The organism is Microbulbifer maximicatervae (SeqCode) (genome assembly GCF_052467815.1).
Window position 1 is genome coordinate 4,829,081 of the sequence record NZ_CP174326.1, and the last position, 21,539, is coordinate 4,850,619.

Genomic DNA, 21,539 nt, shown 5'->3' on the forward strand with positions numbered 1-21,539 from the left:
CGGAGTGTACTTCAGCAACTTGTTAAATCCCTACTGCCAGAGCTTCAAGTACTTGCTATGAAGCTCTTTCCGCTCTTGATCTGACATGTTTGAAATTGCCAAACCTTTAGCGCACCTATTTTCGATCACATACTCCTGCCAGCTTGGAGGGAAACCTGAAAGCCTAACCTCTGGCCCAATTTGCTTAAAGTGAACCAGCTTGAGAGTAAAGTAACTAAACTCTTGTTCTCCACGCATAACTTGGAATGATTGCCAAAAATGCATATGCCCAAAGAAAACAGATATCATTAAAACGAGCGAGAAAAAAGGAACAAATCGCTGGGATTTTGCAACTATACCAAGTACCAACTCCAAAAGTGACCAGATAGCAAGCAACAGGAAAACTATCGTATACATCCAAAAAGGATTCAATGGATCCGGGCGGTAATCCCATACTTCCTCAAAACTCCAGCATTCGAATGGAGTTACCGTGATAAAAATATGAAATCGGAAAAAAATCAGAACTGCCGTAACCGACAGTACTAGCACCGTTAATCTCCAATAACTTGATTCCACGTATCTCATTTCTACTATGACTTAATCGGGATAGGGAGGCACCTCACGATGCCCCTCCTCCCACACCACCAGGCATACGGGTCACGTACCATGGCGGTTCAATTCTATTCCCCTTCCTATCTGCCAATTCCGGCAGCCCCAAGTTCCTAAAGTATCTATTTGGCAATGCTCTGTAAAGGGCAGGACTTTTGCTTAGCCTCCATGGTCCATGCGCTGATTTGGCCGTGTTCCACGCTAAAAAGCGATCAACACCCAGCCTTCTTAATCTGCGGTAACCACTACGTCCCCATTGCTTCCATAAATAACATCGCAACTTCCGCCTTATCCACTTGTCCAGATCTTTCAGAGGGCTCAGTACTTCACTGATGTCAAAGTACGCTTTCCAACCAAGCAGGGACTTCTTTAACTCTTCTATGATCTGAGTAAACTTGCGGCCTCGTGTTCGGCGGGTGACCATTCTGATCTTTGCCTTCAATTTATTAATCGATGATTCTGATACCTTTATCCGGGCATCCTTCTTCAGCAATCTAAATCCTAGAAAGCTCCGCTTCCAGAAGTGATCCTCTGCACTCTTCTCAGTATTTACTGTGAGCTTCAGCTTACATTTGATGAAGTGCGTAAGGCTTACTTTTATCCGCTCTGCAGACCGACGACTTCCCACCAGAATTTGAAAATCATCGGCATATCGTACAAAACTGAGTTGCCGCTTGTGCAGCTCCCAGTCCAGTTCATTAAGCACAATATTCGCTAGAAGCGGAGATAACGGCCCACCTTGCGGGACGCCTTTTGTTGTAGCTATTACCTTGCCATCGACTACCGTTGGCGCTTTTAGGTATCGGTTTATCAACCCCAGCACATCAGCCGGTATTCCGCTTTGCTTCAGTGTTAGCATGAGCTTGTCATGATTCACTTCATCAAAGAAGGATTTCAAGTCCATATCGATCGTCCAGCGCTTTCCTTGCCGGACAAAGTTTTGGACCTGTCTAATCGCCTGGTGTGCCGATCGATTTGGTCTAAAACCAAAACTAAGAGCATGAAACTTCGGCTCCCATTGCTCACTGAGTATCTGTGCGATAGCTTGTTGGATCAACCTATCTTGCACAGTGGGTATACCCAATGGACGCAGGCCTCCATTGCCTTTTGGTATGAAGACGCGTTTCACCGGTTGAGGACGATAGCTACTACTTAACACCTTTTGTCGGGTAGCAATCCAGGTCTGCTTAAGATGTTCCGGCAACTGTTTTACCGTCATACCATCGAGACCTGGCGCACCCTGGTTACGAGAAACTTGTTGTAATGCTCGAAACAGATTATTCCTATCTAGAATTCGCTGCATTAAAAGAGATGGGAAATTGGACAATGTATGATTAAGTTTCCAGTTTGATGTTCATCCAGAAAAAAATATTTTTTTTCTGGCAACTAAGTTACTTGTCAGATGCAGTCATCAAGCTCTGCATTAATAATACTGTCCAGAATTGTTCAGGCCTTCAGTAGCACGAAATCTACCTACTATGCCCTCTGCTGACTTCTATGGGTCGGTCAAAACCAATCTCTCAGTTTTCAGTTATTCCATTAACAACCCATAGACCTCCCAGGGTAAGACATTTAACTTTCTTCACGTAGATGCTGGATTTATAAAACGCAGGCCAGTTGTGGATGGAGAGCTTTATGGTCACGTGCCCACTGGCTCCACCTGCGTCACACCTCATATCCAGTTCTTGTTCATCACCCCGTGAATTTGCGTTGGGCTTCCTCCAGCTAATACCTCGCGATATTAACCTTGCCCTTTCGCTAACCTTCGGCTCCACGAATACCTGGTAAGAGGACTTTCACCTCTCTAGTTAAATGCCATGCCTGGCACACACGCCCAGCGCAGGCGCAGCCAGCGCGGAGCGCAATTTGTGTTAATGTTTGAGCGCCAGCGAGTAACACAAAAGGTGCGTAGCGTTGGCTGTCGCTCTGCCGCTGCTTGTTATGTGTTGGATACATTAACTACTTTACGACCTCACACTCTTTACTGTCATACATGAACTTACCGCCACTATCTAAGCACTTATCTATTTTTAACTGAAGCATGATGGCCGGCACGCCCACAGCAAGTACGAGCAGAACAAGAACAATTGAAACGGGTATGAACCAACTTTTCATGCGACCTATTGAAAATCCATATTTCTGTTGAATATCCAAGCTTGTGCTAACGGTGACACATAACAGTTAATTCAAAAGAAGCTTCTTTATATCACCCTGCTTTATATTTCTATGCCTCACTTCCTTTGGGGACTCAAAAAAGCTCATAAAATCAATAAATTATCGTAACTTGGCGCAAATATGCAAGAATAAATACCAAGCAGCGTCTTTATAATTCTGTATATTCTCTGCTTTATATCATTTTTGGAACCCTTTAAGTATCAATGAGTTACGGAGTTTCACCTAGAAATAGGAGCAGCTGCTGCTGATTTTGTTGTAGAGTGCACAACTGTATACTTTTCAATCAAAACCTATCTATATAACCACAAACCGACGATCTGAGAGTTATGTCTAGCCTACCACTTATACCCTAAAATCAGCCCCATCACTCACAGGCGCTTGCGCACGGTGTACTCCATATCATCAGGCGCGACCTCCTCCCCACCTGTAAGCCCAAGCTTCACTTTCTTGTAAGTACAGGTCGATATACAGTACCTCCACTCACCTTTCTACCCCTACTTTATTGATCTCCTAATTTTTGTCACCCCGCGTCAACAGGTTCTCCGCTGCTACCACCCTTATACGTGGCAACAACGAATCTGGGGGGCTGACTACAGGCTCGGGAAAGCATGAAGGGAAGCACAGATTCCGTCAAAAGTGGAACCTCCATTGCTGGCAGCTGGATTGATCGCTGACTCGGCGCACAAGAGCTAGGGAGCACTGACGGAAATATTCCTCCATCACTATGAGGCTAGATATCTTGGCAGCCGTGGGCTCTAGCTTTAGCACAACCCCGAAAGCCGCTTTAAACAACTGGTGGGCTCGTCAACATTCATCTGGAGGGTCTGTGTATAGCAAGCCAAGCATTGAGTACACGTCTTATGGCGTTGGCAAGGCTTGCCTACCCTCTCTTCCTGTCGGATAAGAGGGTCTGCTTGTTAAACACCTCCAAGACTTCAGCATGGCCACTCCGAGTTCGCTACCTAATCACCTTTGGCATCCAAGAGGCATTCGAATCAGAGCGCGTATATCCCCTACCGAACAGAGGCGCAATGATTCTACTTGGAATCCCATCTTTTAATTACTGGGTGCCTTAAGTTGCCCTACCCTTTTTAGGATATTCAGGCCTTTGCTCTCTGCTGCTTTTTGATCCGCACATAGATTTCTTCACGGTGGATGGGGAGTGATTTGGGTGCGCTTATGCCTATCTTCACTTGATTGCCTTTCACCTCCAGCACTGTGACTGAGACATTTGCTCCAATCCTTAGAAGTTCACCTGTCCGTCGCTTTAAGATCAACATACTTATTTCCTTCGATGGTCAAAGTTTGGGCGCTTCCGGGGTGGGAAAGCTTGGGTTTAACGTTTGGAGGAAATGTGGGGTGGTGCGCGGGGGCGGTAGGCAGAGAAGAGGAAAAGGCGGGCGCTAGGCTTCCAGAGCTTGGGAACAGGCCCCAAGCCGCTGAATGTACTCCACTTTATTGAAGACGAGCGGGTTTCTAGCGTATTATCCATATAGCCATTTTGATAGGTAGAATATCAATTTGGTCAGCTGGCCCCGGGTGTTCCTAGCACCTTGGGTCAGCGCCTTTTACTTACTCTTACTTCACGCTACCGTTCTCCTTTGAGGGGATGGGTCTTTTAGAAAATTCTCGACTCTCTCGAAGCTTTCAATACTATTTAAACTTCTGAAGCGTTTTTAATTGGCTCGCTCAATTACGGCCAAAATACCAGAAATATCTATCGATTTTACGCAGCTTTGAGATTTAAACAAACTGAATAAATTCCAATAAGATTATTTTCGCGCCTATATTTTTATACATTTTTGACTAAGGAAGCCTCAGTCAACCATTGGAGAATTCAGTTCACACTGGAATTTACCCCATGATTTTCTGAAAAGATTAAAGAGTAATACTCTTATTCATATAGTTAACTAAAGGCAAAATCGTGGATTGTGAAAGTTCACTAATGATTTAAATGGCTCATTAGTTTTATGCTTGTAGCCGCATCCCTTGGTTAAATACAAGATGAACGGGATTCTATTGTAGGGATAAATATTGAGTTCGGCGTGAAGTTACCATCTTGCAAGTCAACTCCCCACATTAGCGCTATTGCTTGGTTATTTTGGGTTAAAACCAACCGTACAAGTAGCCGCTGGTAAGGTCGTTTTAGATTTTAGGCTTAGCTCTATCAGTTACGTGGACCTCAACCTTGTCTGTTCTGGCATAGCTAAAGCTCCAGGGGAATTCGATTACACTTCAATCCAGCAACGCATTCATACTGCAATCTCAGGTGAGCAAACCACAAATCTTTTACCGCTGGCTGGCGGGGCGGCGCCGGAATATGCCCAAAGGCTTGCCTTTTCAGATGTAGACCACTATTTAGAGCTGGTAAATTGGAGTGGCCGACAGCTGCCCCCTAAAAGGCGCGGGGCCATTGGAGCGGATGCACCACCTACCCGAAAACAGCTGGGCATCTCTCCAAAGCACTAGCTCTACCTCAACTTTGAAAGCCACTTAAGCGATTAGTGGGCTCAGCGGAAGTGGTGCGCCAAGTCTGTGCACAGAAAAACAAATGCTGGATGAACGGGTTACGCGATTGCCAGCGTTTTCTGCTTCCCACCTCCTGCTAAATTCAGCCTATTCACCTGGACCGGCTAGCTCGCTGTGCAGCTCTTTGCGCAATCTCTTGCTAATTGACCCGATAAGCGGCTATCAGGACTAGCATACCGCCTGTTTTAACGCCAAACCTCTGAAAGTTCACCAACTAGTATGGAAGTCAGGTTCTTCACCTAAATGCTTTTCAATTGATAAATGTTCTCAATCGTGATCATTGAGTGTCCAGAATTGCCATCTCGGACACCCACTAACTCAAAAGCTGTAAAAAATACTCTTCTCTCGCGCCCCAGTCTCGACCAAACAATTGACACCATAAGACGATCGCAAAAGAATTTTCTATCTACGAGATCAGATCAATCCACCTATTTTTCTCTATATAGGATAAACACATTATCTAACTCATGCGGCTCCCACTCTAAAGTAAAAGACTGATCACCCTTTGAAAATATAGCTTGAACTTTAACCACTCCACTCAAACCTTCAAGATTATTAATATCAGCTTTACCCCCTTCAGAATCCACTGATAATATCTCAACGTAAATTCTATTTTTATAAACATATTCCCACACACTCTCTAAAGCTCGCTCTTCCTCCTGGGCCGTAGAGCTCGAAACGACCTTTGATGCTAGGACTTTTATATCACCCATACTATCTCCCCTGCCGCAGGATACCAGGCTAAAAACCAATAATATTAAGCATAAATTTTTAAGCACTATGAAATACCATGATTCGCTAATTTACTTTCTAACCATTTCATATGAGTACTGTCATGCCTTTTAAGTACTGTTTCGCCACTATTCATAACAGATCTATAGTCCCCATTATGCTTACTTGATTTATGATATTCATCTTCAAGGCCAAGCATGTGACCAAACTCATGGACTGCACCACGCTGCCGTTGACCACCCGACTTCCTTACAAGCTTCAAGTCTTGACTATCCAGTGCAACGGTTCCCATTACAGGATTAACACTACTTACAGCAAACTTGCTAACCTTTTCTACGGTTATTTCCCAGTGATCCAACATCCAGCCACCTATTTGCGTCTCAAACCTAAAATCTATACCAATAGCTTTTCCAGATGTCAGATATTTAAGTATTCTTCCACCCCACTTGTTCTGTATAGCAAGCTTCCACCGACTAACAAAAAGTGACTTTTCTGATGAACTCCACTTACCACCTTCTCCATCCTCAAAGAAGAACTGGATCTTCATAAAAACTATAAGTAAATAATTTCCACTAGCCAACTTCACCAGATATAAATCGAATGCATCATTGACTCCACCATACCCTATAGTTCCAGATCGAACATCCGTTTCTGAAGCTATAACAGTCTCTCCTGACCTTAGCACTGACATGCGTTCCCCTAAGAAAATAAATATCAATTTCACAAAAAAACCAACGAGCATCATTATTCCCCCCGAAGTTCAGATATCAACTACAGGTAATGAAGTGTAATCGCACTCAAGGCTAATTTAAGAGAAGATCTGAAATATTACCTCACACGAAGTCAGATTTAGACAGTTAAACTAATCATTGATACTTACGGCCTCAGAATTATAGCGGTGCTGTCCCGGTTGCCCTTGAGGGCTCTCACCCAGATCAGACTGGTTTCAGAGATAGTGTAATAAAGATCATAGCGATCAACGGAAAGGCTTTTGAGCCCTTCCGCCAGTTCGATTGGCCTAGCCTAAGCTAGAGAGGGCAGCCAGCTTATGAACATGCAATCATAACCTGTCCAGATATCTTCGGTGTTAATAGGTTGATCTTCGACCACAATCCCATGCACCCACCAAACAAGGTTCATAATCCGACAATCCTGTTGACAAAGGTGGGAACCCCGCAAAATTACTTATATATGTCCACCGCAGTACCTATAGGCCAATGACTTTACCCTGGAGTGCCCAGGTACCCCTTACACTAATCTTTGGGTGTGCAATATTGCCGTTTCTCTGATACTTAATTGACTTAACATTTGTCTTTGGGGCTGAATTGGAAAAGCTCAAGGGCTGCCCCAATTCCACAAGAGCGATAACATCCGCTTGATATAATTTTACTAAGTAGAAACGATTTCCATCACAACTACTTTCCAGCCATTTTCTCTCATACACGCAACAAGCTGGATTGTAGCCATCGAGTCCTTCGGCCATGATTTAGGGCCATATATTTCCCTACTCATTTCTTCTAGAGAATCTATGCAAGCGAAAATTGTCCGCTCGAACGTCACATTTCCATTGATTCGTATGAATCACATTCACTCCGGTAGTCCTCAACCCAACAACCAGATAACCCTACACCAAAATCTCCCAAATCTATGGTCACTATTTCCTTCGCAACCTGTCGATATGGAGAAGTCGAATTACATCCAATACAAGCAACTAAAAAATATAATATTATGAAGTACTTCATAGAAGTATGGGGTCCACAGAAAATGGCCTGTGATTGTTAAACATGGCGCTAACCAAGAATTCCAGAACTGAAAACCCAATAGTAGATTGGGCCGCAGACAGCCCACCCTGAGACTGCAAATTTGAAAAAACTATCCCGCCTTGGCGCCCCTATACTTGCAAGGCCCGTAAGCTCTTTCTCTTGAATTGGCTTTATAAGTCTGTAGGTTTTTACCAGCAGCCATCCAACCAGAAGTGGGAGTAATGTCAACAGAATGATAGTGCCGATTGTAAGTAAAGCTTCAGGTGATAATTTTCTCATTTATCTTATCAACTATTTAGAGTATTGGGGGTAAATGTACCGAGCGCACGCCAGTGCGCCCGGTGCTTTTACTCGTTAGGCATAGTACCGAATCGTCCACCAAAAGACGGCAGTAGCTACCATACCCACATAACACATGAGAACAGCATGCCCTATGACATGTACATGGCTGGGCGAGCTTGTTCGACCTGGTTATGCGTCGCTTTGTTATCCATGGCTTCTAGACTTCAACATAGATTCAAATAAAAGTATTAAAAAAGCGCCACTTATAACTGGTAAAATTATTCCGAAAATGAAAAAAATAGCAGCCAATGAGCGACTACCTGTTTTATAGCGCCTGTAGCCCTCTATGAACGGATACAATAGGAATCCTATCAGTACGCTATATATGATGAACTCCGGGCCCCTCAGTAAAGCCCCACCCCATAACCTTTCTAGGCCGAGGAGGTAGATTACCGGATAAAGCAGGCCGGCTAGTATAAAAATAACTAAAAGATAAAGCCACTTACTCATATCTCTCCGCTGAAGTATACAACGCCACGTTTAGCCGCGACCAAAACTGGGGGACTTTTTTGATATTGATATTGCGATCACAAAAGACCCTCTACTTTAGACAAAGTACTGTAACGCTTTGTTATGAGCTGCGATAGCACGGGATATACGAACCAATAAAATGAATGTAATTGGATTCACTTGTTACCTCAATTGGTGAGCCGGGTTTGATATCAATCAATACTGTATCGAAAGCCCGTTTACCATCAACTCCCTCTGCTCCCTTACATTCGATATATTTTGAGTCTCCTACTGACATCCTAATATAAATTCGATCTCCAACATCCGGAAAAACATGCCCGAACATACCATACTCTGTTCTTAAGCTACCCAAGTTTACGTCCTTAAGTTTCTTCATCTCAGCAGCGGGTATCTTAATCTGTTTGTCGCCGACTCTAAGATTAAAAATTCTGACATTATCCGTATTTTCGTCAAGCTCTATTTCGAGAAAAAATTCCTTATAAGGCTCAGGAAGAACGCCCTTCAATTTTAGCTCGTGAACGTGTAATAAAGTTGTATCGTAGCCAAAAGCTGAGGCACACAAAAAATATGTTAATATTGCTAGTCGATTCATATCATAATCTCGTAATACAGGCGCCTAAACTTGTTAAGTTTTTTATGACCAATGTAAACCAACTAAACTTAAAAATGTTTTATTAGTTACTGGCATACCTGAAGAGGCCCCAACAACAACGCTGCCTAACCCACATTTTGGACAACAAGCTGTTTGCTCATTGTCAGTCCAGCGGACAATCTCACTTGGTGGAAAATTCTCCTCGCACATAAAACACCCACAAATTTCACTTCGTAGAATTTCTTCCTGGTGATTTACTGCATGATCAGAGAGCTGATATTGATCATACCCAAACTCCGAAGACAAATGTTGTTCAATACTTTGATATTTCATTCTGATGGATACTGGTCTTAACCTTAATGCCTTGCGAAAATGTCTTGCTCACCGGGACATACTGCAGGGAGCATTTTTGTGTGAAAATGGTGCACAGTGACAGATATAAAAATGAGCGTAGCAGTATGTGCCTGAATACAGTAACTTGTTAGTCTTTGGAACTAGAAGAAACATTCCCACTTACAGTTGAACTCTTTAGTTTTTATATTAAAGCTATATTCACAGCCCTCAGCTGTAAGATCGTTGACTCTTCCATACACAGTAGAACCCACTTGCTTTTCGATAGAAATACCATCTGCGGATACTCGATTACCTGACCAGACCATGTTAGTTCCCTCGATAACAGCCAAACACAATCCATCTGTGGCAACAAAGCAATTTGTTTCGCCATTGTACGCGACTGCTTCAATCATATCCCAATCTGTTTTTGCCATTACTTTTCTAGAATCTGGATCTACAAGATAGCCTTGACCACCAGCAACAATTAAAAATAGGTGTTTATCTTGTAACGGGAGCACTAAATTTGTTGATTCGCAATCACCTTGGCTAAAGACGCCAACCCATTCCAAGTATTCCGAATCCAAAAATTTAACCCACAGAGTATTATTTCCTGACTCTATGAATGAATGCTCTTCAAATTCTCCAGACAATGGAGGTCTATCTAAAATACTTGCTTCCATTCCTTGAACTCATGTAGAGGCTAACTCGCCAATAAACTGTCCAGTGAGGCCCCTATAATAGGGACGGCCTCGTGCCAACCCAGCGGCGCTTAGTAGTCAGACTTCATTGGATTGTTAGGCAGGTTTAAACCAGCGTTCTGGTGCTCTTTTGTTTAGCAGATAGTATACCGCTAGAAAGCATGAAGCTTCGCCGATCCCCGTATATAGTGAGTAAGCACCCAGAGGTGTGAGAATACTCATGCCGGCAACTACGATAGCCAAGATCAGGAAGGTACTTTTAGGATTCTCGGTCCTTTTTCTGATCATGCCAGAGACCCATAGCAAAATGGCACCCCATATAGGGATGAATATGTAATTAAAGGGGTCGAGTATTCCTGTTTCAGAGCTAAGCACGTAGATAAACTCTTCAATCAAGAAGATTAGAAAGCTTAGGGCTATGAGGAGGTACACCATCTTGATACTTGTAGGAGTAGCTAGTTTCTCTAGCTCAATATCTGATTCAGGTGCTTTGTACGGATTCATGAATGGTATACCTAACGTTCACATAACCGGCCGTAAACGGCGCGGCAGTTTGTTGTAGTCCAGCCAGCTCTGCTGGCGAGATTGATGTACTTGTTAACTGTTGATTACTGGATAGATTGCATAGAAAACGGCCCTACCCCTGTGACGGTAAGCGCTGAGGCAACGACTTTACGTTTAGTGTTAAATAATGTTATGCCCGGATAGTGGCGAATAATATCACCCGACAACCAAAACAATGAGAAAAGACAGGCTACCCACGCGGCTTGCCTTGTTAAAGTCAACGTACCATCTCGGCAGGGAATAACTATTCCATTTGATAGTGCTCCGACAACAAAGTAGGCCAACATCAAAAATAGAATTAGCCACAAAGCCAGTACTTTCCCACCAGCTTGTGCGACTTCGCTCATGACTACCCCAGACAGCTAACTGTTAATTCAAAAGAAGCTTCTTTATATCAGCCCGCTTTATATTTCTATGCCCCACCTCTCCTAAAAGCTAAAAAACCAATATAATCAATAACTTATCTTGATTCGGTGCAAGTGCGCAAGAATATATACAAAGCAGCGCCTTTATAATTCTGTATTTTCTCAGCTTTACATCACCTTTGGCACCCTTTAAGTATCAATGAGTTACTGAGTTTCAACCAGAAGTAGGAGCAGCTTCTGCTGGCTTTTGTTATTGAAAGTACAGCTGTACACTTTTCGATCAACACCAACCAATTTACATAGCCGAAAACTGATAATCTGGGGGTTATGGCTAGCTAGCCACTTATGTCCTCTAAACAACCCGATCATTCATAGGCTTTTGCGCACGGTGTGCTCCATATCATCAGGCATAGCCTCCCATCCAAGCTGTAAATCTATACTTCACTGTCTTGTAAACACAAGTCGATATACAGCACCTTCACTCACCTCACTCCCCCAACCTTATTGATCTCCTGGTTTTTTATCACCTGGCGTCAACAGGGTTTCCATTACTACCATCCTTGTAAGTAGCGATAACGATTCTGAGGGGCTGGCTATACAGGTTCGGAAGAGCGTGATGGATTGAAATCTAGCGATGTGGAGCGGCACCTTGTATGTTAGGCGAGCCGCTTGATGCTCCATCCAGGAAAGGATGAGCTGCGAGGAGCAGAAAAACCAAAGCATAGATTCCTTCAAAAGTGGAACCTCCTTTGCTGGCAGCTTGATTGATCACTGACTCAGTACACAAGAGCTAGTGAGCATTGAGGGGAATATTCTTCCTTCATCAAAAGGCTAGGCATCTTCACTTAGCCTAGGCTCTGTCTTCAGTGCAATCCCGGAGGTTACTTGAAGCAGCTGGTTGGCTCGGCGACATTCATCTGGAGGATCTTTGTATAGCAAGCCAAGCATTGAGTACACGTCTTTTGGCGCTGGTAAGGCTTGCCTACCCTCTCTTCCTGTCGGATAAGAGGGTCTGCTTGTTAAACACCTCCAAGACATCAGCATGGCCACTCCGAGTTCGCTACCTAATCACCTTTGGCACCCTAGAGGCATTCGATTCAGAGCGCGCATATCGCCTTACGAACAGAGACGCAATGATTCTTCTTGGAATCCCGCTTTCAATTATTGGGCGCCTCAAGTCGCCCTACCCTTTTTAGAATATTCAGGTCTTTGCTCTCAGCTGCTTTTTGATCCGCACATAGATTTCTTCACGGTGGATGGGGAGTGATTTGGGGGCGCTTATGCCTATCTTCACTTGATTGCCTTTCACCTCCAACACTGTGACTGAGACATTTGCTCCAATCCTTAGAAGTTCACCTGTCCGTCGCTTTAAGATCAACATACTTATTTCCTTCAATGGTCAAAGTTTGGGCGCTTCCGGGGTGGGGAAGCTTGGGCTTAACGTTTGGAGGAAATGTGGGGTGGTGCGCGGGGGCGGTAGGCAGAGAAGAGGAAAAGGCGGGCGCTAGGCTTCCAGGGCCTGGGAACAGATCCCAAGCAGCTGAATGTACTCCACTTTATTGAAGACGAGCGGGTTTCTAGCGTACTATGCATATAGCCAGTGCGTCCTGAGTATTTTTTTTTTTTTTTTATAAATAAAAAAAAATACGTGCTATCCAGGAGATGGAGGTCGGCCCTCCGTTATCGCTTTGCAGGAAGTGATAACAAACCCCCTCAAGGTGATCGGAGTAAAGAGCTTTGGTTAGAAGCGCTTGAGGAAAAGGCGTACGAGATACGTCAGGTATGTTGTGTAGAGACGAATGCAAATGAACCACTGATGAGGTGTCGAAAGCGTATTACCAAGATGATGTCAAAACCCGTGCACTGGCTAAGTGCGGGGATAAGCTTGGAGGTTACCTGTTTACCGACCGAGTGGCATCCGGCATAGAGGTGGCGTGAACACACAACAGGCTTTTGGGTGGAACAGGAGAACCTGTCGTCCAGGTGTTAAGGAAGAGCGTCAAGTAGAGGCCCTGCAAGACGTTGAGTACCAAGACTGGTCACAGGGGCGGAACAACCCGTAGTAGTGGAGAAGCGGCTGTAATGGACGTGGAGCGAAGGGGTTGTCGTATTCGGCGACTAACCGTGTAATCAACCCAGATGGGGAGGAATTAACGATTAGCGCAAAGCCATTCAATATTCCCAAGCGAGCGGTTTGGGAAGCGTGGAAGCAGATCAAGGCCAATGGCGGCGGAGCGGGGATTGATGAGATAACGATAGAGCAATATGAATCGAATCTCGCCAAAAACCTGTACAAGCTATGGAATCGGATGTCATCTGGCAGCTATTTTCCATCAGCCGTCAAACGAGTGGATATTCCGAAACTCGATGGCAGCCTGCGACCACTGGGTATCCCCACAATCGAAGATCGCATTGCACAAATGGTGGCTAAGCAACTGCTGGAGCCAGAATTGGAGAAGGTATTTCACCCCGACTCCTACGGCTATCGGCCAGGCAGATCTGCTATAGACGCAGTGCGTCGAGCTCGACAACGATGCTGGGATAGAATCTGGGTAGTTGATTTAGATATCAAAGGTTTCTTTGACAATATTAATCACGAACTCCTGCTGAGGGCATTAGATAAACATAATAATCATCGGTGGGTCAGACTCTATGTACAGCGCTGGTTAACGGCTCCAGTACAACATCGGGACGGACAGCTTGAAGAGCGAACACAAGGTACTCCACAAGGGGGTGTAATCAGCCCGCTACTGGCAAACTTGTTTTTGCACTACGCGCTGGACGCCTGGATGGTGAGAACGCACAGAGATATTCCTTTTGAGCGTTACGCGGATGATGCTGTTTACCATTGTCGTAATCCTCGAGAGGCGGATCGCTTACTGGCGGCTCTAAAAGCACGCCTGACTACCTGCGGGCTTGAAGCTCATCCAGAGAAAACCCGCAAGGTTTATTGCAAGAACAGCAACCGCAAAGACAACCACCCTGTGATCCATTTTGACTTTCTGGGTTATCGATTTGGTCCCAGAAAAGCAAAGAATCGCCATGGACAAACCTTCACTGCCTTTGGTCCATCAATGAGCCCAAAAGCTTTCAAGAGGATCAAGGATAAGGTTAGGCAATGGCGTGTGATTAACTGGGTGGATCGATCACTGTCGGAGATGGCACAAGCACTTAATCCAGCAATACAAGGATGGCTGAACTACTACGGTCACTTTGGGCGGAAATATGGTGTTTATCGACTTCAGAAGTATCTTGACCAAACGCTGATGCGTTGGGCCAGGAAGAAGTTTAAGCATCTGAAGCGAAGCTGTTTCAAGAGTTGGGTCTTTATTGGAAAGGTTCGTCAACAAATGCGTGGCTTGTTTGCACACTGGAGAATGGGAAGATTGAAAATGTGCTGAATACGAAGAGCCGTATGAATTGAGAGGTTCACGTACGGTTCTGTGAGAGGCTGAAGGGGAAGTTCCTTTGGTCTACTCGACCTTTGATAGTCTACGTATCAATTTGGTTAGCTGGCCCCGGGTGTTCCTAGCACCTTGGGTCAGCGCCTTTTACTTACTCTTACGTCACGCTACCGTTCTCCTTTGAGGAATGGGTCTTTTAGAAAATTCTCGGCTCTATCGAAGCTTTCAAAATCTTTTAAACTTCTGAAGCCTTTTAAAAGGCTCGCTCTATTACGGCCAAAATACCAAAAACATCTATCGATTTTACGCAGCTTTGAGATTGAAACAAACTGAATAAATTCCAATAAGATTATTTCCGCGCCTATATTTTTGGTTATTTTCGGTTAAGGAAATCTCAATCAACCATTGGAAAACTCAATTCACATTGAAATGCACTCCATGCTTTCCTTAAAAGATTAAAGAGTAATGCTCTCAGTCATACAGCTAACTAAAGGCAAAGCCGGGGAATGTGAAAGTTCACTAATAATTTAATTGGCTCATTAGTTTTATACTCGTATCCACACTCCATTGCTGAATACTGGAAGAGCAGGATTCCGTTGTAGGGATAAATATTGAGTTCAGCGTGGAGTTACCATCTTGCAAGTCACCTCTCCAAATTAGTGCTATTGCATTGTTATTTTGGGCTAAAACCAACCGTACAAGTAGCCGCTGGCAAGGTCATTTTAAATTCCAGGCTTAGCTCTCTCCTTACCAGTATTGCCAAGATATTGAAGACTCTGATTACACTTGTACTCAACAGCGCATTCGCACAGTCGTATCTAGTGAGCAACCCAAAGCTCTACTTTATTTATTGGTGGTGAGCGCTTTAAGGAAGCTATAGCACTCCCCTTTCAGTTGGAATACTATTTCGAGCCAGTGACTGGAGTGGCCGATATTTAGATCCTTAAAAACGAGGTAGGATGTGCTGTATCAGCCCTCCTATCCGAGATACTTGATGCCTCACCTCTCCACTGGCTATGAAGCAACCATATTTTGAAAGCAGATTAAAGTTTGCAGGTGACTGCCAGTAGCTTCCTCTCAGCGTTCCTTATAATCTGGCCTAACCCCAAATCAGCCTTCCCAAAGCCTGAACGCCAATTCTGGTATTCCACTTCCCTTGCCACTATGTCAGAGATGAAGAATCTGCAGAAAGCTCTCATGGCTATTTACATCAGAGCCACTGCCATCTAGGGCCATCAGGATAAAGCCTTAACCTTTGCCCTTGAATATGTGTACGGCCGGTATAAGTATCCTCGCTCCCATCGACAGTTTCTCTAACAACAGTACCGCGAAAACGTTGATACCATTTGCCTCTATAATTCTGATCTTGAAAATTTTTTAAGCGCAACTTACAGGTTTTTGACGAAATCCCAAAATCCATTTCAGTTTCACTTAAGTCAACATTATTTTTTTCCAGTTCTTCTTTAAACTGCTCCATATAATCGCTAGTCGGCTGATAGTGGCCACTGAAATTATTAATATGCTCTATTATTCCACCTACCACCGAGATATGCCCAGCCGCAGCAACTGGTCGCCCCGAGAAAAATGCTGAATGGTGCTGAATGTCACCATTTTTGTTACCACAAAAGATACGCCCATTCTTATCCATAACGAATGCCCAAGATCCGCCAGGATTGGTATTAAGTCTCTCTCCGCGCCAAAACAGAAGCCCACCTTGTATCGTAACCTGATATTCTTCTCTTTCAGCTTCACTCATATAGGGCACAACAACTCCACTATAAGTATCTTTACTTAAACCGCTATCTTTTAGCATTCCAAGTTCTTTGTATGGCATGGCAGTTATCTCCTTTATAAATGCGCTTAATAGGTAGCCATCAATAATAGCTAGTCATATTGATAACTATTTCAAGAGTATTTCTATCTCCATTCGTAAGTTTGACTCCAATGTAAATCATTGCGCTTCTGGTTACATACGCAGGGCCTTTCTTTGTGGGAAAGATACCCAACCCGGAGAGGATTTTGAGAGTCGGCATCAGTGTATTGAGGGTAGAATGCAAAAGCTAGTCGCCATCTTTGCGTTCGATGTTGCAGCCTATGCTGTGGTGAGCAACCACTACTATATTGTGTTCTATATCAGCGCAGAAGCCGCCAAAACTTGGTCCGATACCGAGATCCTTACTCCCTGATGAGGGCGCTTAAGAACTTCCGTACTAATTCAGCGCTATCTTCAAGGGAACACTCTCGATTCTAGCGAAATAGAAAAGCTCCATGAGCTTAAAGAGTGGCCATAATGAATGACTTGCCACTAGAGACCTATAAAGCATGATAAATTTCAATGAATATAATCAACCAGCAAAGACATTGGTTCTGTATTATACGAAACAACTAAACTCTGAAATCGCTCGATCGGTTGTTTCTGGAAACTCCAATTTAGATAGTAAAGAGGAGGCAGAGTCTTTGGCTTACTTTTTCTGGAAAATGACGGATCAAGCGGTTGATGACGAAAAAGATTGCAAGATGATTGAGGGTATTTCAGATATTCAGTCTTGGCTAGAAAAAGCACTTCATATATTTAGAGGTTACTTCAAAAAGCAAGGCTATCAGCAAGAGTGGTCAGAGGGCTATGGCAAATACCATAGTGAGTAGAGTTTTATAACAAACTTCCGCCTAACTGCTATGAGGAGAGGTAGGGTCGCCACTTTTGGGAGGGGCATTCAGGTCTCAAGCGTATTTCTGGACACCCACCAAATAGAAAGTATAAACCGCCAGCCCTATTGACAAAAGGATGAAACCCTTCAGGATACTGTATATTCATACAATACAATACACGTGCCGCCGATGACTCTACCCCGAAGCACCCAGATATCTCTGGATTCAACACCTTATTATCACTGCGTTTCCCGCTGTGTACGCCGTGCATTTCTCTGTGGCAGAGATAGTAAATCCGGAAAAGATTACGAATATCGGCGCGAGTGGATTGAAAGCCGTATGTATAAATTGGCCGAGGTGTTTGCGTTAGATATTGCCGCCTATGCAGTAATGAGTAATCACTACCATATAGTGCTCTATATCGACAGAGAAGCTGCTAGCAAGTGGTCTCTCAAAGAGGTAATTACTCGCTGGCAAAAACTGTTCAAAGCTTCCAGCTTGGCTCAGCGCTATCTTCAGGGCGATACCCTCGATCACTGTGAGGTAACTAGGCTAAAAGAAGTCGATTCTCTATGGCGGGAGCGTCTAATGGATATCAGCTGGTTTATGCGCTGCTTAAACGAATCTATCGCTCGCCAGGCCAACGCTGAGGACAACTGTACAGGCCGCTTTTGGGAGGGCCGTTTTAAGTCCCAAGCCTTACTAGATGAAAGAGCCCTTGCTGCCTGCATGGCCTATGTAGACCTCAACCCGATCCGTGCCAATATTGCCAAGACCCCTGAAGACTCCGATTACACTTCGATTCAACAGCGTATTCGTGCCGCAGTCTCAGGCAAGCAGCCCAAAAGTCTACTTCCGTTTGTCGGCGGTGAGCGTTTGAGTATGCCGAAAGGGCTACCTTTTCAGCTGGATCACTATTTGGAGCTAGTAGACTGGAGTGGCCGACATTTAGATCCCAGAAAACGAGGCTGTATTGCCGAAAACACACCTCCCATCCTGGAGCGGCTTGGTATCTCACCCAAGCACTGGCTCTATCTCAACCGAAATTTTGAAAGTCGCTTTAAAGGCTTGGTAGGATCAGTGAAGGTGGTACAGCAAGCCTGTAGCCAGCTCAATAAACGCTGGGTACACGGTATTGGTGACTGCCGGCGCTTCCTCTCAGCTACCCCCCACTAATCTAGCCCTACTCCAGACATTCGATAGCACGATTGCCGGTTTTATATCCAAAAATTGCGCTACCTACAGACTGAACACAACCCCCCCTGTATTCCACCCCCCTTACCCCTAAATCAGAGAGGAAGAACCACCAAAGCTGGTGCTTGCCATGTAACGGACACTTCTCCCCCAATCTTTGGGTGTCCTGGATTTGTTAGCTTTTGGGAAGGTCATTTTAAGCCTCAGGTTTTTTTGGATGCGGGCACTCTAATTAAAGAGGATTTACGTTAGGCGATGGTCACTACCCATAAAGCCAAAAAGTTACTGAGTACCTTGGCTGGTTTGATACTACTGGTAGCGCTGTTAGGATTAAGGTTGATACCCAGTATTATGATTTGACTGAGAGCGCAGTCACCTTTTCTTAACGGTTATCAACTAAAGGGTGGTGTGGGCATCTGAGAGTGTTCAAAACTCTGTGTCAGCCAGGAAGCTATAGGCTGATGTATTTCTCCAGGCGATCTGGAAAGCGGATCGCCAACTGTAGAAGTGCCCGATTTCAATTTTGAATCGGGCTCATCCAGCACTCGGAGGTTTTTAGTATACCGGTGTAAAGAAGCCTCAGTAAGCTATTCTCATTGGCGAAACCGCCCTTAGTCTTAAAGAGCTTGTAGCCAGCTCACTAAACGTTGAGTACACGGCATTGGCAACTGCCGGTGCTTCCTTTCAATTATGCACTGCTAATCTAACCCTACTCCAAGCACTCGACGCTACGATTGCCGATTTCCTATCCAAACACAAAACTTTCCGAAGCCTGACCGAAAATATCCAACATTTAACGTCCCTTAGAGATTAACAACCACCTGAACTAGTGCTTATCGCGTAACTGAAACCTCTCTCCAATCTTTAGATTCCAGAATCGTTTTCAATGTCAATAACCATACAGTGCACGTCCAAAGAGTTAACCAGCACCTAAAGATGCAAGCTCGTTAATTTTCATCCCATTCTTAGGGTAAAGCGAACACCAATGATCGATCCTTCCAAGCGGATCCAACACAAAGAGGAACTCCTTGTTCTTTGTTAGATCTTTAGGTGCGTTCCCAAGAGACTTAGATTTCTTTAGTTCCAATTTCAGTGCATCTGGATAAAGTTCAGCTACATCGGAACAAAATGCATTGCTTACAATTACAACAGCACCGCGTCCGGCAGCCTCACGAGCAGCTCTCGCCAATCGTACTTGGTCATCCCAGTCAAACACGCTCGCGCCGTATCTGTCGAACTGACTTCTTGAAGAATTTCGATAGGTTGGATCACAGTAAACTACATCACCCTGACCCGCAGACTTTACTGAAACCTCAAAATCGCCACTCGCAATTAACACCTGGCTCTTACAAAGAACTGTTGATGAAGCCACCAACAATCCCTTCTCCCAAAGACATTTATGGTTTCTCTGCCCTCCACCAAAGGGCACATTGAAATCACCCTTTTTATTCTCTCTGTAAATTCCCCCATAGCAGTTTCGATTGAGATAAAGAAACCTTATTGCCTTTTCTAAATCATGGTCAGGTCTGCTAGCTCGGACGGTATAGTAAACATCCTTAGAAGACTCAATCTCTTTTAACCGGCTTAAAAGCTCGACCGGAGACTTTTTTAAAACCCTGTACGTGCAAATGAGATCTTCATTTAGATCTGACAAATACGCTCTACGAGGCTGAAGCTCAAAAAAAAGAGCACCACCACCTAAAAATGGCTCAATATATCTCCTTTTCAGAACTTTCGATATTAAAGGGGCTAGATCTTTTGCTAGCCATCGTTTGCCACCGGCCCACCTTAGAAATGGAACTGTCATGCTAACTCTATGCGTTCTCTGGAATCATTTTGTCGACAAAATCCTTTAATATTCCACTTGATGGCTCTCTACTCAATGAAACCGCTTCATTTGCAAGTACCAGTGGGATTAATGCATTCTCATACCGTGAACTTAACAATGTAAATAAGGCTCGTACAATTCGATTAAAACCAATCAAATCAGCGGGCATCGGGTTAGTACAGAACTCTCCTGTCGGAACATTTAAAACAACATGATGATGACCTCCCAACTTTATTGCTACTTTTGCCCCATAATTTACCCTATTGCGATATGTTTCCGTGTCAAACTGCCTGCCTGAAACTTCTTCAACAAGAAACTGAACTGTCGGCAAGAAAAAATCGCCTTGATTCGTAAACACTCCCTTATGCTCAGAGAAAAAATTTGTGAAGTCCCCATTTTTTTCTACGCCTACTAGATGAAGACTAAAGCCACAATCCCTCGTCCAGGCAACAAACTCCCTAATTGGATCAACCAACCTAGAAAGCGCCGCCCTTAACAGCAATGGACCGTCCTTCACGAAAAGGATTTCTTTCAACTCTTCCGCACGATTATGGCTCACTAAATACGATGGGATTTCGAATAGAGAGAGAGTCTCAAGGACCGCCATCAAAGCATAAGCTGTATCCTCTTTAGACCATTCCTCACTACCTTCCTGTCCAATCTGTAAATAATCACTCAGAAAATGTTCATGACCACAATCGGAACAAGAAAAAAGCTTTGAGCGTTGGGGAACTACAATAGTCGCTCTACACTCATAACACTCCATTGATGGAGGTTTATACTGAGCAGCCGTATCCCACTTTCTGAATAACAAAAACTCTAATACTGGGTATAGATTTGTATATGCGCTTGAAAGAACACCATTTATACAGGATCTAATTGTATGTTTGACACTCATTCCTGGACGACGAACGCCTGAAAGTGGCAAAATAGTTGGTCTATAAGAAATTTTATTCAGTCTTTCTTGTATCTCTCGGGGGTCCATCATCGGAGTTGCTTGCATTTCATTAAGGTCATCCACCTTCAGCAAACAAGTGCCGACCTGAATAAAAGCAAGTGTTTTTTCTCGCTTAACGGGGCTCGGTACTACTGATAAGCCTCCATCGATGGTAACTACATAGCGTATACAATTTTTGCCTTCAGCGTAGGGAGAAATATTCCCTGTCACTTCTAACCCTGCTGGTTGTACCGGAACCTCATCTGAATGAAATGATTGTAAAAGCTCGATTACAGAATCATCCTGTATTAATTTCATATGCGCTATCTTCGACGCACGCTCCATCGGTAATCCACTCGAGCTTTTGTAAGCCAT

18 protein-coding genes and 1 pseudogene are annotated in these 21,539 nt (G+C 44.2%); 4 read left to right on the top strand and 15 right to left on the bottom strand.

What is annotated here, in order from left to right:
* Positions 1-30: 30 nt before the first annotated feature.
* The 11 genes from ACJJIW_RS20895 to csrA (ACJJIW_RS20945) all read right to left on the bottom strand — a co-directional run bounded on the left by ACJJIW_RS20895 (position 31) and on the right by csrA (ACJJIW_RS20945) (position 12,533).
* Positions 31-528 carry a hypothetical protein gene (locus tag ACJJIW_RS20895; RefSeq protein WP_444893311.1) on the bottom strand — a complete coding sequence of 166 codons (498 nt, stop codon included), beginning with the start codon at positions 526-528 and terminating at the stop codon, positions 31-33.
* Positions 529-598: 70 nt separating this feature from the next.
* Positions 599-1,891, bottom strand: a complete 1,293-nt coding sequence (gene ltrA, locus ACJJIW_RS20900; protein WP_444936257.1) for a group II intron reverse transcriptase/maturase — start codon at positions 1,889-1,891, stop codon at positions 599-601.
* A gap of 1,972 nt (positions 1,892-3,863) precedes the next feature.
* Entirely contained in the window at positions 3,864-4,043 is a 180-nt protein-coding gene (csrA, locus tag ACJJIW_RS20905) for a carbon storage regulator CsrA (RefSeq protein WP_444893306.1), read from the bottom strand.
* A 1,677-nt stretch (positions 4,044-5,720) separates the two neighbouring features.
* Positions 5,721-6,005: a hypothetical protein gene (locus tag ACJJIW_RS20910; RefSeq protein ID WP_282932069.1), complete on the bottom strand. Its 285-nt coding sequence runs from the start codon at positions 6,003-6,005 to the stop codon at positions 5,721-5,723.
* A 65-nt stretch (positions 6,006-6,070) separates the two neighbouring features.
* The gene (locus ACJJIW_RS20915) at positions 6,071-6,769 is read right to left on the bottom strand and encodes a zinc metalloprotease (RefSeq protein ID WP_282932068.1); all 699 of its coding nucleotides are present in this window, start codon (positions 6,767-6,769) and stop codon (positions 6,071-6,073) included.
* Between the two features lie 1,931 nt (positions 6,770-8,700).
* Positions 8,701-9,192 carry a hypothetical protein gene (locus tag ACJJIW_RS20920; RefSeq protein ID WP_444936258.1) on the bottom strand — a complete coding sequence of 164 codons (492 nt, stop codon included), beginning with the start codon at positions 9,190-9,192 and terminating at the stop codon, positions 8,701-8,703.
* Between the two features lie 42 nt (positions 9,193-9,234).
* Positions 9,235-9,525, bottom strand: a complete 291-nt coding sequence (locus ACJJIW_RS20925) for a hypothetical protein (RefSeq protein WP_444936259.1) — start codon at positions 9,523-9,525, stop codon at positions 9,235-9,237.
* 161 nt (positions 9,526-9,686) lie between these two features.
* Positions 9,687-10,205, bottom strand: coding sequence for a hypothetical protein (locus ACJJIW_RS20930; protein ID WP_282932065.1), 519 nt, complete (start codon positions 10,203-10,205; stop codon positions 9,687-9,689).
* A gap of 114 nt (positions 10,206-10,319) precedes the next feature.
* Positions 10,320-10,727, bottom strand: coding sequence for a hypothetical protein (locus ACJJIW_RS20935; RefSeq protein WP_444925415.1), 408 nt, complete (start codon positions 10,725-10,727; stop codon positions 10,320-10,322).
* A 104-nt stretch (positions 10,728-10,831) separates the two neighbouring features.
* Positions 10,832-11,134 carry a hypothetical protein gene (locus tag ACJJIW_RS20940; RefSeq protein WP_444936260.1) on the bottom strand — a complete coding sequence of 101 codons (303 nt, stop codon included), beginning with the start codon at positions 11,132-11,134 and terminating at the stop codon, positions 10,832-10,834.
* Positions 11,135-12,353: 1,219 nt separating this feature from the next.
* Positions 12,354-12,533, bottom strand: coding sequence for a carbon storage regulator CsrA (gene csrA / locus ACJJIW_RS20945; RefSeq protein ID WP_444936261.1), 180 nt, complete (start codon positions 12,531-12,533; stop codon positions 12,354-12,356).
* A 721-nt stretch (positions 12,534-13,254) separates the two neighbouring features.
* On the opposite strand from csrA (ACJJIW_RS20945), the gene ltrA (ACJJIW_RS20950) reads away from it, so the two are divergent.
* Positions 13,255-14,553, top strand: a complete 1,299-nt coding sequence (ltrA, locus tag ACJJIW_RS20950; protein ID WP_444935414.1) for a group II intron reverse transcriptase/maturase — start codon at positions 13,255-13,257, stop codon at positions 14,551-14,553.
* Positions 14,554-15,766: 1,213 nt separating this feature from the next.
* On the opposite strand, the gene ACJJIW_RS20955 is transcribed toward ltrA (ACJJIW_RS20950), so the two are convergent.
* Positions 15,767-16,390 carry an IQM protein middle domain-containing protein gene (locus ACJJIW_RS20955; protein ID WP_444936262.1) on the bottom strand — a complete coding sequence of 208 codons (624 nt, stop codon included), beginning with the start codon at positions 16,388-16,390 and terminating at the stop codon, positions 15,767-15,769.
* 217 nt (positions 16,391-16,607) lie between these two features.
* Here ACJJIW_RS20955 and ACJJIW_RS20960 point away from each other — a divergent pair, with 217 nt between their 5' ends.
* The 3 genes from ACJJIW_RS20960 to ACJJIW_RS20970 all read left to right on the top strand — a co-directional run bounded on the left by ACJJIW_RS20960 (position 16,608) and on the right by ACJJIW_RS20970 (position 18,381).
* On the top strand, positions 16,608-16,742 hold the full coding sequence (locus ACJJIW_RS20960; protein ID WP_444936263.1) for a hypothetical protein: 135 nt from the start codon (positions 16,608-16,610) through the stop codon (positions 16,740-16,742).
* Between the two features lie 136 nt (positions 16,743-16,878).
* Positions 16,879-17,202 (top strand): hypothetical protein, encoded by a 324-nt coding sequence (locus ACJJIW_RS20965; RefSeq protein ID WP_444936264.1) that lies wholly within the window; start codon positions 16,879-16,881, stop codon positions 17,200-17,202.
* A 192-nt stretch (positions 17,203-17,394) separates the two neighbouring features.
* Positions 17,395-18,381, top strand: a complete 987-nt coding sequence (locus ACJJIW_RS20970; RefSeq protein ID WP_444936265.1) for a transposase — start codon at positions 17,395-17,397, stop codon at positions 18,379-18,381.
* Between the two features lie 469 nt (positions 18,382-18,850).
* On the opposite strand, the pseudogene ACJJIW_RS20975 reads toward ACJJIW_RS20970, so the two are convergent.
* From ACJJIW_RS20975 to ACJJIW_RS20985, 3 genes and pseudogenes are all read right to left on the bottom strand, one after another.
* Positions 18,851-19,027: pseudogene (locus ACJJIW_RS20975) on the bottom strand (IS256 family transposase); the annotation flags it as partial.
* Between the two features lie 291 nt (positions 19,028-19,318).
* Positions 19,319-20,206 (bottom strand): DNA adenine methylase, encoded by an 888-nt coding sequence (locus ACJJIW_RS20980; RefSeq protein ID WP_444936266.1) that lies wholly within the window; start codon positions 20,204-20,206, stop codon positions 19,319-19,321.
* 7 nt (positions 20,207-20,213) lie between these two features.
* Positions 20,214-21,539, bottom strand: a complete 1,326-nt coding sequence (locus ACJJIW_RS20985; protein WP_444936267.1) for a hypothetical protein — start codon at positions 21,537-21,539, stop codon at positions 20,214-20,216.